Raw genomic sequence first — 16,420 nt, 5'->3', positions numbered from 1 at the left:
ATTTAATGAGCGTTCTTTTGATCTGGGTCAAAAAAATATGAAAAATTCGGGAACTATTACTAGACTGATTTTCTGAGTACGCCGGGAAGTCTGGACATTCCGTTTGGGAATAAACTGCGGCAGATATGTTGATCCGGTAGATCAGATAGGAATAGGGATTTTCTAATGCACATCCATTCTTTTGGCAGCAAGATAGGCGCGGGTTATCTGCTTATCACCGTTATATTTTCACTGGCGTTTCTGTTTACGGTGTTGAAGGTTGAAGAGATTCGCGAACGTGCCGAGCTGACAACGCAACAAGAAGTACCCACCGCGCTCGAAAGTATCAATATCAAAGTACATCTGTACCGCTCTCTTTCGGCGCTGACCGCCTGGAGCGCCCTCGGCAGTGAACGTCATCTTGAAGAACTACGCAATTCATGGAAGGAACTGGATCGCGCGGTGATCTCTCTCGATACACTTAAGGACAATACAGGTGATCAGTTGCTGGCAAAGGACCTCGATAAACTCAAGGGAGATATCAATCAGCTGATCGGTTACCAGAAAGAGGTACAGCAGATTGCCCGCACCCCCGATAACCATCCCGGACTCAAATTGCTACTCGACAGAGTCATACCGCTAAACCAGAAACTCACCGGACAAATTACTTCAATTATCGAACTTGAAGTCAAAGAACCCGCGAATCTGCAACGCCGTACCTTGCTCAAAAGCATGGCGGATTACCGTGGCGCAACGTCCTCCGCGATTGCCAGCGCCCGGGCCTATCTGCTGTCATCGGATGAAAGCCTGAAACAGGATTTCATCCGGAAATGGAGTCAGGCGTCAAAAAACTATGAGTACCTGCAGGACAATGCCGATCTGCTGACCAAACAGCAAACTAAGAACCTCGAACGGATTCGCAATACCAGTGCGGAACTACAGGCCTTCGGTCAGAAAGTTTTCGATCTGCGTGGATCGATTGAATGGGATATTTCCAAGTCGATACTGAATTCTAAGATAGCTCCGCTTGAAGTCAGCATTAAGCGCCAGGTGGACCGGATTGTCGACCGCGAGCAGCGAGTGATGTCTGAAGGATTCATTGCGTTGAATAAGGAGTTCGAAGCACTTTGGATCATCGTATTGGCTGCCCTGATCGGTGGGGCGGTGCTCAGCACGGTACTGGGCATAATGATTACCCGTATGGTGGTCAGCCCGATCGATCGGGTAGTAAGCATCGCACGCGCTATCAGCGAAGGTGATTTCAACATAGACGCCAGATTTCGCGGGGCGATTGAGATTGAGAAGTTATCTGATGCTCTTCGCGCCATGATCGAAATGCTGCGTAAGGTCGAGCGCTATGCAGATGGGGTTGCCCGAGGTGAGTATTCGACCCAGTTCGAACCCAAAAGCCAGAAAGATCAGTTGGGTAATGCTCTTAAAACCATGTCCACCAATCTTATGCAAGCGACCGCCCGCAATGAGGCTCAAAGCTGGATCAAATCCGGCCAAACCGGCCTGAGCTCCATTCTCAGCAAGCTGGGAAGCGATCAATCGATTTCGCAATCACTGCTCAACTATATCTGTGATTACTTCAATGTGGCGACCGGTGCGGTCTATGTCCTGAATAATAGTCAATATCACTTTGCTGCCGGATACGCCTATACCGAGCGCAGCAGCCGCAAGAGCTTCAAGCCGGGTGAAGGCCTCATCGGCCAGGTCGTGGTTGAACGCAAGATAAAAGTGTTCAGCGATATAGCGGAAGAAGATGACTCCCTGCTTTATACCGACTCCGGGCTTCACGAAGGCTATACACGACATCTTTTGTTGGCACCGGTGATGAGTGGCCAGTCCAAAGCAAACAATGTGGTGGGGGCGATTGCCCTGGGCAGTCATAGGCCCTTCGGCCAGGAACAGATAGAGCTTATCCGGATACTGGCTGAGATGGGGGCTATCTCCCTGGAATCTGAAGCCTCTACAGAGAAACTGGAAAGTCTGCTGGCGGCAACGCAGGCACAGGCCGAAGAACTGCACTGCCAGAAGGAGGAACTGAAACTGGCGAACGAAGAGCTCGAAACCCAGGCCAGAGCCCTGAAACAGTCTGAGGAGGAGTTAAGAACCCAGAGCAGTAACCTACTGGCAGTGAACCGGGACCTGGAAGAGAAATCAGCCCAGCTGCAGCGCCAGAAAGCCAGTGTCGAACTGAAAAACAAAGAGATCGAAATGGCGCGCAGCGAACTGGAATTCAAAGCCAGCGAACTGGAGCTGGCGAGCCGTTATAAATCAGAATTTCTCGCCAATATGTCCCATGAACTGAGAACTCCCCTTAACTCGCTCATGATCCTGTCGCAATCACTCGCATCTAACAGTGACGGAAACCTGAATGAAGAACAGGTCGAAGATCTTGGCATCATCTATAGCGGTGGGAAGACGCTGCTGAGTCTGATTAATGACATTCTGGATCTATCGAAGGTTGAGGCGGGCAAACTTGAAATCTCTGTTGAAACCGTCTGCACTCAGAACTTAGTGGAGCAGATGCGCCGTGAATTTATGACCCTGGCGGCCAGTAAGGGGATAACGTTCACCCTGGAGTGCGCGGCTGAGGTACCTGAATTTGTCCAGGCCGATCAGATGCGAACCTGTCAGATACTCAGAAACCTGCTGGGGAATGCATTCAAGTTCACCAATGCCGGGGAAGTTCGACTCAGCGTATATCTGGAAGAAGAGTCTCAGCCTGGAAATCCTCCTCAGCTTGCCTTTGCCGTCAAGGATACAGGGCCCGGTATTCCAGCCGAGCGTCAACGTGACATCTTCGAGGCATTCAAACAGCTGGACGGATCGACAAACAGGAAATTTGGCGGTACAGGCCTGGGGCTCACAATCTCCCGCGAACTCGCAAAACTGCTTAATGGCGATATTCAGCTGCAGAGTATCGAAGGGCAGGGGGCTGAATTCACCCTGAGAATCCCGACCCTGAATTACATCGACAGCGAACGGGCTGAAGAACCACACCTTCTTGAAACGGCTGCTGAAATGGCAACGCAAGAAAGAACAACGCAGGAAAGCAAGACGCAAGAAAGAACCGAAGTGATCTCCGGCTCGCCGGACAGCCTATCCGGGTGCCAGGGAGGCACTATTTTTGTTGTTGATGACGATGCCGTCTTCAGCCGCTTTGTCGAGCGTCATGCTGTAAATCGCGGCTTCAATGTCCGCATTATGGCGGATGGGCAGACATTGCTTGATGCTATCCGCGAGGAGAAACCTGATGGAATCATTCTCGATATCGGCTTGCCGGATATGGATGGACGCGATCTGCTGGAAACCCTGAAGTCTTCGGCCGATACCGCCTCTATACCAGTGCACCTTATTTCTGCGTGGGATGAGGCTGCTATAGGCGATAAATCTCAGGCAATCGGATATTTCACCAAATCTGATTCGCCAGAAGAGATGAACGACGTGCTGGACCGGCTTGAATCGGGTATCAAATCCGAAATCAGAAAAGTGCTGATCATTGAAGATGAAGAAAGCTGTATTCATGCAATCAAGCGCACGCTGAAGGGACGCCACGTCGAACTGATTTTCGCAGATAGCGGGCGCGAGGCATTGAAGATACTGGAAACAGTCACTATCGATTGTATGGTGCTCGATCTGAAACTACCGGATATGAGCGGTGAGCAGTTGTTACAGAAAGCCGAAGAGATGGTCGGTGTGCTGCCCCCGATTGTCGTGCATACTGCCAGCGAACTGAGCGAACAGGATTATCGCAATCTATTGGCGTACACCAATCGCATGGTTATCAAGGGCGTGGATGCACCCAAGCGGCTCTATGACGAAGTTATGGTTTTCTTAAGCGGAATAGATAAAAAGAGTGCCGGAGAAATTCAGCCGCACACAGTCAGCACTAATAAACTCAGGGAACGAAATGTACTGCTGGTCGATGATGATCTGAGAAATACCTATGCCTTGTCGAAGGTACTTAAGAAAAGTGGGCTTAATGTCTTTATAGCGGATAACGGTGAAATGGCGCTTTCCAAGCTGAGTAAGACCCGCGATATAGACCTGATTCTGATGGATGTAATGATGCCAGTGATGGACGGCTATGAAACTTCCAAGCAAATTAAGCAACTGTATGGTGACCAGTATCCGATTATTGCACTGACAGCTAAAGCGATGCCCGGTGATGAGGATAAATGCCTGGAATCGGGTATGAACGGATATATTACTAAACCCGTGGACGTCAATCATCTCCTTGGTGAAATGGAAGCCTATTGCTGATGTTAACAGATGAAGAGATCGAACTGTCGGTGCTTTTAAAAGCAGTTTATCTGAAATATGGTTATGACTTCAGGGAGTACAGTTATGACTCTTTGCTGAGAAGGGTACGGCTGCGCTGTAAAAGATGGCAGTGTGAAAGTATCTCTTCACTGATACCTTTAGTTATCTATAGCGAAGATAAGTTCAGGCAACTGCTACATGATCTGACGATTCCGGTTACGTCAATGTTCCGTGACCCTGAATACTTTAAGGCGCTCGTTGATAACGTTTTTCCGGTATTGAAAACTTATCCGAAAATAAATATCTGGCATGCAGGCTGTGCTTCAGGTGAAGAGGTCTATTCACTTGTATTTCTTCTCAATGATTATGGGCTCTACGATAGAGCCAGTATTTACGCTACTGATATAAACCAGCAGCAATTGGACCAGGCCCGCCGTGGCAGGCTGGACGTATCTGCCGAAGACGCTAAACAGGCTTATCATCGGGCAGGTGGTATAAGTACACTGGAGCGCTATGTACAGGTGATTGACCGGGGGGTAGAGGTGCTTCAGCCCTTCACTGAAAATATATACTTCTGTAAGCATGACCTGACAACGGATAACCATTTTGGTCAGATGGAGCTGATTATTTGCAGGAATGTCCTTATATACTTTGACCAGGAATTGAAAAAAAACGTAATCAATCTTTTCTCAAATGCTCTGTATGAAGGTGGTTTTCTATTCCTGGGAAAAGATGACGCACTAGTGATGCCTGAGTTTGAAAATAATTTCAGCTCATTTGATGGAAAATTCAGGATATATAAACGATCCTTTTAAGAAGTAAGGTGCTGTAATTAATATCTATGCATATGGAACTTGTTTTAGGATAACTTCACCATGGTTGATCTGAGTAATAATCTGCTTGCGGCGCCGGAGCAGGATCCTCTTAAAGTACTTGTTGTTGATGATAGAGAAGAAAATCATCGTGTTATAAAGCGAATTTTAAAAAATATCAACGCCGAAATTTACTCAGCACTAAGCGGAAAGGAAGCGCTTTCCCTGACACTCAGACATCAGTTTGCTGTGGTATTGCTTGATGTAATGATGCCAGAGATGGATGGGTTTGAAACTGCAGAGATGATTAAGCTGAATGAAGATACGAAAAATCTTCCCATTATTTTCATTACTGCAGCTGACCGGACTGAAGCCTTTGAGTTGCGGGGCTACGAGAGTGGAGCTGTCGACTACCTTTTTAAGCCAATAAAGCCTCATGCACTGGAAAGTAAAGTCCGGATTTTTCTTGAGCTGGAAGAGCAGCGCTATCGTCTGGAGCAATCTACAGAAGATCTGAAGCGTACGGAGAATCGGATAAAGTTGCTGCTGGATTCGATAGGTGAGGGCATCATTGGGCTTGATATTGCCGGAAAGGTTATATTCTGTAATCCCGCTTCCCTGGAAATACTCGGCCTTGAAGAAAGTGATCTACTCGGTAACTGTTTTACGTCTTTTAGCCAGCTACCTGCAGAGACTAACCCGGAAGAGGTCGAATGTTGGGAAAACACACAGGCATTTCTTGAGTGTAGTCAGGGCAATCATTACAAATGTGTCTCCGCTGTATTTTATTCATCTGATGGTGTGCCGATATCAATTGAATATAACGCTACACCTGTACAAAATGAGGGGGATTTCTTTGGCGTAGTGGTCGCTTTTCAGGATGTAACCGAGCGCAAGAAAGCGGAGGAACAACTGCGTCGACTGGCTCAATATGACAGCCTGACCGGATTATATAATCGCCATGTATTTAACCGCATACTTCATCAGGCACTTTCCCGCGCCAACCGCAGCAAGTTACCGCTCGCATTATTATTTATTGATCTGAACAAGTTCAAACAGGTTAACGATAACCTGGGTCACGAGGTGGGTGACTGCCTGCTGCAGGAGGTCGCGCAGCGCTTATCTGCCTGTGTTCGGGACGGTGATATCATTAGTCGCCTGGGCGGAGATGAATTCACCATAATACTGGAAAATTTCATTAATAAGGTAACCAAAAATGCGGCATCGGTAGCTGATAAAATTTTAAACCAGCTTTCGGAGCCGTTTAATATTAAAGACAACGTGATTTACATTGGGGCTTCGATCGGTATAGCGATCTATCCCGACTCAGGATCATCCGCACCTATTCTGCTGCAAGCAGCCGATATGGCGATGTACAAGGCCAAGGCTCGGGGCGGGAACTGTTACCAGTTCTTTACGGATGAAATGCAACGGGAGGCGCTCGAAGCTGTCGCGTTAGACCGTGAACTGCTAAAAGCGGTTGAGTGTGGGCACTTTGAGCTGCAGTTCCAGCCTCAGGTTTCAATTATGACCGGGAGGATTGTCGGCGTTGAAGCACTGCTGAGATGGAAAAACAGTAAAGGCGACTATGTCAGTCCGGAGATTTTTATTCCACGACTGGAAGAGATGGGCGCGATTGAGAAGGTGGGATACTGGGTGATAGAGGAAGCATTTTCACATGCAGCCAGGTGGTCCGACTACGGAATGCAGCATAATTTTACGATTGCCGTGAACCTTTCGATTCGCCAGCTTAGCGATAATGCACTGGTCTCGGTTATATCGCGCCAGTTAAAGCGGCAAAGTTTACAAGGCTGTAAGATTGAGGTTGAAGTCACTGAAAGCATGATGATGAGTGATCCTGCGAAGACGGTAGCAACCCTCTCTGAGCTGGCTGATATGGGGCTGCTGGTGGCAGTAGATGACTTCGGAACCGGCTACTCCTCACTGAGTTATCTCAATAACCTGCCATTGTCGGTACTTAAGATTGATAAATCCTTTGTGCAGGAAATTGGCTGCGGCTCGAATACAGAGGAGATCATTAAAACGATCATCGCACTGGGAAAAGCCCTCAAGCTGAACGTCATTGCAGAAGGTGTCGAAGAGTCCTTCCAGGTTGATTTCCTTCGCGAACATGAATGTGATGTGATTCAGGGCTTCTTTTATTCAAAGCCAATGATCTCTACAGAAGTTGAAAAACTCTTTGATAAGCGATTTTGCCAGGTTAGCGATAATCAGTGGCAGTGGTGTGAGCATATAGTAGAGGCCTGAGTGACTAACCCGGTGGCGATATATTGGCAATAGAGGCCTGGATCACCTAGATGAGGCCTGAATAATATTTCCAGTCTGATTAGCTGCCGGAATAGCGTTTTCAATGCCTGCTGTCCGGCTTTAAATATATACTCAGCATGTCAGCGAACAGAAACCCTCTGCGCGTCGCCCAACCGCATATCAGTCCACGAGCACCACATCGGCTGATAACGTCCTGATTTCAGCATTTTCCTCGCAATGGCTTGTTATATCTTTATTCCCTTTTTTGGCTTATCTCGCTGTCAATACGAAATAGCTGCCTATACTAATTAGCAATTCGGATGCATTTTCGGCAGATCCGACAACGCGAATAACAGAGGATGCGGCAGTATGGCGGGCACAGGATCAGAACAGGAGAGACAGGCTTCGTTACCGGTACTGGGTTGGCGCGAGTGGTGTTCGTTACCGGATATTGGCATCGATCACATCAAAGTTAAGGTTGATACCGGAGCCCGTACTTCAGCATTACATGCCTATTACGTCGAACGTTTTAATCGGGACGGCCAGGACTGGGTGCGTTTCGGACTACATCTCGAAAGCGATCATGTCTGTGAAGCGCAGTTATTGGATCAGCGCCAGGTGACGGACTCCGGGGGACACCGGGAAGTACGCAACGTCATCCTGACACGAATACAGCTAGGAAAGGAGATCTGGCCGATCGAAATCACGTTAACAGATCGTGACAGCATGCGTTTTCGTATGCTGCTTGGACGCACGGCGATAACTGAGCGTTTCCTCGTCGATGCCAGTAAGTCCTATTTGATTGGTAAAAAACCGGCGTTACTGCACACAGAGGTAAAGCGATGAAAATTGGTATTCTTTCAAGGAACGCGAAGCTCTACTCAACCAGGAGGTTGGTCGAAGCAGCTGAGGCAGCAGGCCACGAGGCCCATGTTATCGATCACCTGCGTTGTTATATGAACATCAACTCACGCACCCCCAGCATTCACTTTCGAGGTGAGGCGCTGGAAGGATTTGATGCGGTGATTCCACGGATCGGGGCTTCAGTGACCTTCTACGGTACCGCAGTGCTCAGGCAGTTTGAAATGATGGGGGTCTATCCTCTGAATGAATCTGTTGCCATCTCCCGCTCTCGGGACAAGCTACGCTCGATGCAGCTGCTTGCCCGCAAAGGAATTGATCTGCCAATCACCGGCTTCGCGAACAAGCCGGGCGATATCCCCGATATGCTGGATATGAACGCCGGACCGCCTATGGTACTCAAACTCCTGGAGGGGACTCAGGGAATAGGCGTGGTACTGGCTGAAACCCGCAAAGCAGCTGAAAGTGTTATGCAGGCCTTTATGGGATTGAAGGCTAACATCATGGTGCAGGAGTTCATTAAGGAGTCAGGCGGGGCGGACATCCGTTGCTTTGTGATCGGTGATCGCGTCTGGGCGGCGATGAAGCGTCAGGGCGCCGAAGGCGAGTTCCGGTCTAACCTTCACCGTGGCGGTTCAGCATCACTGGTGCGTATTACTCCCGACGAAAGGGCGATTGCGGTAAAAGCCGCTAAAACCATGGGGCTGAACGTAGCGGGTGTGGATATCCTGCGATCCGATCGTGGACCGCTGGTACTGGAGGTAAATTCCAGTCCCGGGCTGGAAGGGATCGAAAAGGCCACCAAAAAAGATGTCGCAGGCGGCATTATCACTTTTATCGAGAAGAATGCCCGTAACAATCGCACCAAAACGCGCGGTAAGGGATAGCGAGCTGGACCGGGCTGGTCGCACTACTAGCCGGAATTCGATCAGCCCATGATTGTGCCATCAGCTGCAATGGAGGCTTTGGATGCAAACACAGTCTGCGTTCACACCCTGGTGGGGGGATTTCTCGTTAGATATCGGCGATACCATGCACTGGCATTTCGGTGCGCTGGAACTGTCACTGCAACGCCTCAGGAGCGAATGGCAGGTTCGCTCACGGACGATAGCGGGACTTCCGGAAGAGGGCCGGCAGGTATCGATGAACCCGGAGGCCTCGCCGCTTAGTCACTACAGTCGTTTAGAGCGCTGCATCTGCCATAGCAGCAGCCGGCACTTCCGGTTGCTACCGGTGTTGGCAGACCGGGCAGTGGTCACAAGACCTTCGACCCCGGTTCACCTACCACGAGGTGAAAAGGTAACTTTGTATGTAAGTTCTCCTTTGTGGATTCGGGCGGTGGTCTGTGCTACGGCAGAATGGTCGTTGGAAATGCCGGTTATTGTACCGTCCGATACCTGGTTTGGCGCTTCCACCTATGATGGTGAGCTGTGTTACGCAGCCAGAACCGGCGCCCGTCTGTATCTGGACGATATCGCGCCGCGTGCCCATCGTGCATTAACCCAGGTGTCGATTCATAACAAAGGCGACGATACATTGTTACTGGAGCGGCTCAAGCTGCCTGTACCCTTTCTGTCCCTGTATGCCACAGAGAACGGTGTACTCTGGACAGAGAGTCTGAGCATTGTCAGGGAACAGGATATGAGTACGGCGACGCTTCAGATCCAGCGTTCACCACCTGATACTGTTGGTGCGGTGATGTTGATTAGTCCGGCGCGTGTCCATATGGAAAAGGGCATTTTTGTAAGGGCTTTGAATGCGATGTTCGGGTAGACGGAGATAGCCGTTGATGGATACGTTTTGGCCGCAGGTATCAGAGTGGTTATTTGGCGAGCGGGCATTTGCAGTGCTGCGGGCGTTATTGCTGGTACTGGCCGGTTTTGTGCTGGCTAAATTTGTCAGTTCTTCGGCACTAAGGCTGTTTGGCCGTCAGATGAGTCAGCATCATCTGATTCTTCTGAAACGGTTACTGTTCTATACCACGCTGGGGCTGTTTCTGGTCTCCGCACTGCGTGAGCTGGGCTTTAAGCTCAGTGTATTGCTGGGGGCTGCGGGCATTCTGACAGTCGCTGTTGGTTTTGCGTCACAAACTTCGGCATCAAATATTATCAGTGGTCTCTTCCTGTTAGGGGAGCGGCCATTTTCGGTCGGGGATGTGGTGAAAATCGACAATACGATGGGCGAGGTTCTGTCGATCGATCTGTTATCGGTCAAGCTGAAGACCTACGACAATCTGTTCGTGCGTATTCCAAATGAAACCTTAATCAAGTCAGAGGTGACGACCCTGACCCGCTTTCCGATCCGCCGTTTCGATCTTCAGATTGGCGTCGCCTATAAGGAAGATATTCCCCATGTTAATGAAGTGCTGTTGCAGGTGGCAGACAGCAACCCGCTGTGTCTGGAAGAGCCAGCTCCGGCCATTATCATTCAGGGTTTTGGCGAGTCGTCTATCAATATCCAGCTATCGGTATGGGCGGCCAGGAGTAACTTTCTGGCGCTGAAAAACAGCATCTATATTGATACCAAAGCAGCATTCGATCAGGCTGGCATTGAGATTCCCTATCCTCATCGCACGATTTACGCAGGAAGCCAGAGCGATCCGATCGCGGTACGGGTGACGCGAGGCGCGTCGCCGGAACAGGAGGCCGATCTTAGCTAATTAGCTAATGTTTCGGGGCGGGAGCGAAGCCGATTTTTATCCCTGCGGGCAAGTGAATGTCACGGATTGAGGGTGTGAACTGATCGGCAATCAGGACAGGGGAGTCAGCTATCGCCAGCGCTTTTAGTTGCTTTGCGTTTACCCTTTTCCCTATGCCACAAGGTCATGAAATCCCGGGTGATCTTCTGCTCGATCTCCAGTGCCTGATCGCTGGGGCAGAATATAGTGATCGTGGCCCTGTCGCGCCCGATGTCCGATGTCGATATAAAGATCGTCGGGGCCGGGCCTGAGATCGTGACATCCAGGCGTTTTTCAATCAGCGAGTTGTAGCGGTCGGCCACGTCGTAGAAGTCCTGACAGTGTGCTGTCGCACGCTCCAGCAGCTCAGCTTCTATAGAGAACAGATTTACGCTCTGGTCACGGGTGATCGAGAATGTGTGGGTCGCGTATCTCTTCAGGAAGTTGAGATTTTTAATCGTGCTGAATAGCAACGTGTTATTGGGTAAGAACAGCGTTTTTCCGGTATGGCTGTAGGACTCAATATCGACTTCCAGCAACGTCAGTTTGATCCAGTCCGTTTCGGTAACCTCACCGGAATGGTTGCCCACCTGAATCCAGTCACCCACCTGAAAGGGGCGGCTGGAAACAATATAGATAAAGCCAATTATGCACTGGATAAACTCCCGCGTTGCGATAACAAATGCCACCACAAATGCAGCGACCGACAGGGCAAACTCCTGTAGTTCAGATGACCAGTAGATGATCAGACACACTGCCAGCGATAGGTTTATCAGATTCTTGATGATATTGATCAGGTGCCGGGTGTCGTTGCCGCGCGCTTTGCCCCAGCGCTTCAGCAGACGGGTTGTTTTCATCTTAATCAGGTAAGTGAAGGCAATTAGCGATAGCGAGGCGATAAGCTTGTGGTCGCTGATGAATGCTACGAAATCGGTTTCAAACATGTTTAATGTCTGCCTGGCATCAGTACTTTCCGGCGATTCGGCTGGCCTGAACGTTGTTCTGTTTGTCCGGTAAGTATGGCATTCGATTGCAGGGCTGTGGGAACCCGCTGGTATTCCGGTCCTGCCTATGGACGCCGCGCATTTCGTCTGCAGACGGGACGCGGACAGCGGGTTCCGAGGGGGAGTACACAGAGTGTGAGTGCCCAGGAATGGAATTCCGCCAAACATTCGCGCACTTTTCGGGTCTAATCCGGTGCAAGCAGCAATGCTTCCTCAGGCTGAAGTTCGCTTGCCTGGAAAGGATGACTTTTCCTAACCCCAGAAAGGAGGACGCTATGGAACGTCAAGAACTGGCGCTGACTGCGCTGGATGCTGCCTATCAGGAAAAGGTAGAGCAGCTGTATGATACATTGCTTAATGCAATGACAGTGTCGCCGGATAATATAGAAGCCCAGCTTGATGCCTGTGATCGATTTGTCGATGGCCTTAAGGTCGCGACCTCAACGCATAAGCACGCGGTTGAGTTGGTGCAGGCGCACCTCTGATGTTTTGGCCCTGCCTGATGCAGGGCCTCCTTTTCTGATCTGATTTCCCCTGTGCCGGCCATCTGGTTAGAATGCCGCTTTTCTCTCGTCGAGCGGGCATTGCTTAATGAAACAAGTGCTAATAATTGGTTACGTCTGGCCGGAACCGGATTCATCGGCTGCTGGCCGCAGGATGATGGAACTGATCGAGCTGTTTCAGCAGCAGGACTGGCAAGTGGAGTTTGCCAGCCCTGCGGCGCTGAGTGACCATATGCCCGATCTTGCGGCAGCAGGAATCCGAACCCGCAGCATTGCCCTGAACTGTTCCAGTTTTGATCAGTATGTAGCGGAGCTGCAGCCGGATATCGTGATGTTTGATCGCTTTATGATGGAAGAACAGTTTGGCTGGCGGGTGGAGAAACAGTGTCCGGACGCCCTGCGTATCCTGGATACCGAAGACCTGCACTGTTTGCGTAATGCCCGGCATCAGGCGCTGAAACAGGGGCGCGAGGTCAGCCCGCAGGATCTTATGGGCGATATGGCCGTACGGGAAGTGGCTGCAATCCTGCGCTGTGACCTGACGCTGATGATCTCCAGTACTGAGATTGAGCTGCTAACCCGGCAATTCAAGGTCGACCCGGCTCTGCTGCACCATCTTACATTTATGCTGCCGGCGTTAGATGAAGATCAGCGCAACCAGTGGCCGGCATTTTCAGAACGCAAACACTTTGTCACCATTGGCAATTTCCGCCATGCCCCGAACTGGGATTCGGTGCTCTACCTGAAGCAAACTATCTGGCCTTTGATCCGCAAGCGCCTGCCCGAGGCACAGATGCATATCTACGGTGCTTATCCGCCCAAGAAAGCGACTCAGCTGGATAACCCGCGTGAACGTTTTCGGGTGCTGGGCTGGGCTGAAGATGCCGAAGCGGTAATGCGCAATGCGCGTCTCTGCCTGGCGCCACTGCGATTTGGTGCAGGCATTAAAGGTAAGCTGGTGGAGGCGATGCTCTGCGGTACGCCGAGCGTAACCACCTCTGTCGGTGCTGAAGCGATGCATGGCACATTGCCCTGGAACGGCGTAGTGGCAGATGAACCGCAGCAGATCGCCGATGCCGCAGTCGCTCTCTATCAGGATCAGGCGTTGTGGCAGCAAAGTCAGGCCTATGCCGATGCAATCCTGCAGCAATTCTATGACGGTGAATCTCAGGGCAGGGCATTGCTGGCGCGTATCGACCTGCTTCTTAACAATCTGCAGCAACACCGCCTGAATAATTTTACCGGTCAGATGCTGCGTCACCACAGTATGAAAAGTACCCAGTACATGTCCCAGTGGATCGAAGCGAAGAATCGCTAGCCGAGCCGCGACCGCTATTTTCTACTGGTTGTCTGACCGCGACTTTATTCCCCTGGCAGCGGGTCGCATGCAGACAGGCTGTCGTTGTCAGGTTTTCAGGCGGCGATTTTGAGCATTCTTGTTGCCGGGGAAAGGCGATAGCATGGCTTAACGCTTTCGACGAAAGTATGTACCAGAAGCTATTTCTACAGGGCTTTGGGTATGTCCACATACCAGACGCGATGGCACAGGTTAGCTGCATAACTGGGGAGTTTAATGTAGATAACCATGGCATTGCCGGTCTTGGCCGGCATGTTGTCTTCTTGCACTAATCCGTGTTTTCCCCTCTCAGGGTTGCACGATATGCCTCATCCAGGCATTCAATCACGGCTCTTGGACCGATCCCTTTGGGGGTCGGTTTTTTTTTGCTTTTTATTCGGGGCTTGTCGTTGCCAGTGGTATAGACGCCGACTTTACGATGTTGGCGATCTGATGGCCGGGTAGTATGACGCAGTGCCCGTTACTGGCATAACGTGGCCACACCAAACCCCCCGTTCCTGGATTCTGTAAACAGCAGAGTACGTCCAGAGAACTGCAAGCTTTAGCCCGATCTGCCCGGATCGGGCTTTTTTTATTTGAATTCAAAGGGATATAGGTTTAACCCTAAGTTCAACTTCCGTATAGTCGGCGGCCTCGGGCAGGGATGTCCTTTATCGATTGGTAAATAACATTAGAATCCTAAACGTTAATTTCTCAGGTGAATCATCTTTCGCTATATGAAGTTTTTGTCGTTTACGGGTAAGGCTGTCGTATATTCGTTGCTTTTGGCAATGCCTATGTCGCTTGCAGCAAATAGGGATGTCTTGAAGGCCGTACCATGGATCAGGTTGCTGTCGGTTAATTGGTGAGCTGTGGTACAAGCTGTACACAGGTGCCGGTTAAACTGCCGTCGATAATAAAAAAAAGAGACCTAGGAGTAGTTGGATGAATGATATGAACCAACACGTTGCCAGTGATCCGTACGATACGGATTATCAGGCGGGCCAGGACAATATTCAGGTAATGGGCATGAACATTTATGCCCCGGTATTTGCGGTTAGCACAATTGCCATCCTGGTATTTGTTATCGCCACCCTGATGTTTCCTGCTCAGGCGAAAGAAATGCTGGTAGGAGCCCGTGGCTGGTCAATCGAGAATTTTGATTGGCTGTTCATGATCGGTGGCAATATCTTTGTCATCTTCTGTATCTCGCTGATTCTATTGCCTGTCGGTAAGATCCGCCTTGGCGGTGCAAACGCAAAGCCTGAGTATTCCCGGGCTTCCTGGTTTGCCATGTTGTTTGCAGCCGGTATGGGCATCGGCCTGATGTTCTGGAGTGTGGCCGAGCCTGTGGCTTACTACACCAACTGGTACGGTACGCCTCTTGGCGCTGAGCCTAACACCCCTGAAGGTGCGGCTATGGCAATGGGCGCGACCATGTTCCACTGGGGCCTGCACCCATGGGCGATCTACGGTGTTGTTGCACTGGCACTGGCTTTCTTCACCTATAACAAAGGTCTGCCACTGACCATCCGTTCTGCGTTCTACCCGCTATTTGGCGAGCGTGTATGGGGGCCGCTGGGGCATGTAATCGATATCGTTGCTGTACTGGCAACTATCTTCGGTCTGGCGACTTCTCTGGGCTTCGGTGCTCAGCAGGCGACCAGTGGCCTGAGCCACCTGTTCGGCGCTGACAACGGTATCGGCACTCAGATCGCAGTTATCATCGCGGTAACTTGTGTTGCGCTGTTCTCTGTAGCGCGCGGCCTGGATGGCGGTGTTAAGCTGCTGAGTAACATCAACATGCTGATCGCTGCGGCTCTGTGCCTGTTTATCATCGTGTTCGGTGCAACCGGTGCTATCTTCGGTAGCTTCGGTACGCTGGTGGGTAGCTACGTAGAAAATATCATCCCGCTGAGTAACTGGATCGGTCGTGAAGACCAGACCTGGTACAAAGGCTGGACTGTGTTCTACTGGGCCTGGTGGGTATCCTGGTCTCCATTCGTAGGTATGTTCATTGCGCGCGTATCTAAAGGCCGTACCGTACGTGAGTTCATGACAGCTGTACTGGTTATCCCAACCATCGTATCTGCTGTATGGATGGCTGCGTTTGGTGGTTCCGCTCTGGATCAGATCCAGAACGGAGTTGGCGAGCTGACTAACGGTGTGGGCGACGTATCTCTGGCTATGTTCCACATGCTGGCTAACCTGCCAATGGCTGAGATTACCTCTGTCCTGGGTATCGTACTGGTACTGGTATTCTTCATCACCTCTTCTGACTCCGGTTCTCTGGTAATCGACTCTATCACTGCAGGCGGTCGTACTGACTCTCCTGTTGCACAGCGCATCTTCTGGGCTGTGATGGTGGGTCTGATCGCTGGCGTACTGCTGTATGGTGGTGGTGCTGACGCTCTGACTGCACTGCAGGCAGGTGCGATCACAGTAGGTCTGCCATTCACCGTCGTACTGCTGCTGATGTGTGTCAGCCTGATGCGCGGCCTGAAGGGTGAAAGCAAGTAAGCGATAAGCTAACTTGCCGGTAAAAGACGGAGGCTTCGGCCTCCGTTTTTTATTGCCTGCCAGAAATTGCGGTTGGCGGTCCTTGACCGGGAGCGGCATAAGACTGTTCTCTTAGCGACAACAGCATTGCCCCGGTCACGACACGCCGAGTAAAGTGGCGCCAGATTTCAGAGATACCGAGTCCCCTT

General features: G+C 50.7%; 11 protein-coding genes. 10 read left to right on the top strand and 1 reads right to left on the bottom strand.

Translation table 11 applies throughout. From position 1 onward, the window contains the following. Positions 1-165: 165 nt before the first annotated feature. The 7 genes from Q354_RS24560 (at position 166) to Q354_RS24550 (ending at position 10,851) form a co-directional block, all read left to right on the top strand. Positions 166-4,251, top strand: a complete 4,086-nt coding sequence (locus tag Q354_RS24560) for a response regulator (RefSeq protein WP_051559878.1) — start codon at positions 166-168, stop codon at positions 4,249-4,251. Next, positions 4,251-5,066: a CheR family methyltransferase gene (locus Q354_RS0104315; RefSeq protein WP_036228458.1), complete on the top strand. Its 816-nt coding sequence runs from the start codon at positions 4,251-4,253 to the stop codon at positions 5,064-5,066. Before Q354_RS24560 ends, Q354_RS0104315 begins: the two co-directional genes overlap by 1 nt. 60 nt (positions 5,067-5,126) lie before the next feature. Continuing rightward, positions 5,127-7,331, top strand: coding sequence for an EAL domain-containing protein (locus tag Q354_RS0104310; protein WP_027856542.1), 2,205 nt, complete (start codon positions 5,127-5,129; stop codon positions 7,329-7,331). Between the two features lie 369 nt (positions 7,332-7,700). Beyond that, complete coding sequence (locus Q354_RS0104305; protein ID WP_027856541.1) at positions 7,701-8,177, top strand: ATP-dependent zinc protease family protein; 477 nt, start codon at positions 7,701-7,703, stop codon at positions 8,175-8,177. After that, positions 8,174-9,079: a 30S ribosomal protein S6--L-glutamate ligase gene (gene rimK / locus Q354_RS0104300; RefSeq protein WP_027856540.1), complete on the top strand. Its 906-nt coding sequence runs from the start codon at positions 8,174-8,176 to the stop codon at positions 9,077-9,079. Before Q354_RS0104305 ends, rimK begins: the two co-directional genes overlap by 4 nt. A gap of 82 nt (positions 9,080-9,161) precedes the next feature. Beyond that, positions 9,162-9,965 carry a hypothetical protein gene (locus Q354_RS28145; RefSeq protein ID WP_156948188.1) on the top strand — a complete coding sequence of 268 codons (804 nt, stop codon included), beginning with the start codon at positions 9,162-9,164 and terminating at the stop codon, positions 9,963-9,965. Positions 9,966-9,981: 16 nt separating this feature from the next. Then, positions 9,982-10,851 carry a mechanosensitive ion channel family protein gene (locus Q354_RS24550; protein WP_051559876.1) on the top strand — a complete coding sequence of 290 codons (870 nt, stop codon included), beginning with the start codon at positions 9,982-9,984 and terminating at the stop codon, positions 10,849-10,851. 104 nt (positions 10,852-10,955) lie between these two features. Here the strand turns inward: Q354_RS24550 and Q354_RS0104285 are convergent, their stop codons facing one another. Then, entirely contained in the window at positions 10,956-11,813 is an 858-nt protein-coding gene (locus Q354_RS0104285) for a mechanosensitive ion channel family protein (protein WP_027856539.1), read from the bottom strand. A gap of 335 nt (positions 11,814-12,148) precedes the next feature. On the opposite strand from Q354_RS0104285, the gene Q354_RS0104280 reads away from it, so the two are divergent. The 3 genes from Q354_RS0104280 (at position 12,149) to Q354_RS0104265 (ending at position 16,232) form a co-directional block, all read left to right on the top strand. Beyond that, positions 12,149-12,358, top strand: a complete 210-nt coding sequence (locus Q354_RS0104280) for a hypothetical protein (protein ID WP_027856538.1) — start codon at positions 12,149-12,151, stop codon at positions 12,356-12,358. Between the two features lie 106 nt (positions 12,359-12,464). Next, positions 12,465-13,694, top strand: a complete 1,230-nt coding sequence (locus tag Q354_RS0104275; protein ID WP_027856537.1) for a glycosyltransferase — start codon at positions 12,465-12,467, stop codon at positions 13,692-13,694. Between the two features lie 963 nt (positions 13,695-14,657). Beyond that, positions 14,658-16,232, top strand: coding sequence for a BCCT family transporter (locus Q354_RS0104265; RefSeq protein ID WP_245600986.1), 1,575 nt, complete (start codon positions 14,658-14,660; stop codon positions 16,230-16,232). Positions 16,233-16,420 lie beyond the last annotated feature (188 nt).

The organism is Marinobacterium jannaschii DSM 6295 (assembly GCF_000620085.1).
GTDB lineage: Bacteria > Pseudomonadota > Gammaproteobacteria > Pseudomonadales > Balneatricaceae > Pontibacterium > Pontibacterium jannaschii.
This window is presented reverse-complemented; position numbering and strand designations above follow the sequence as displayed.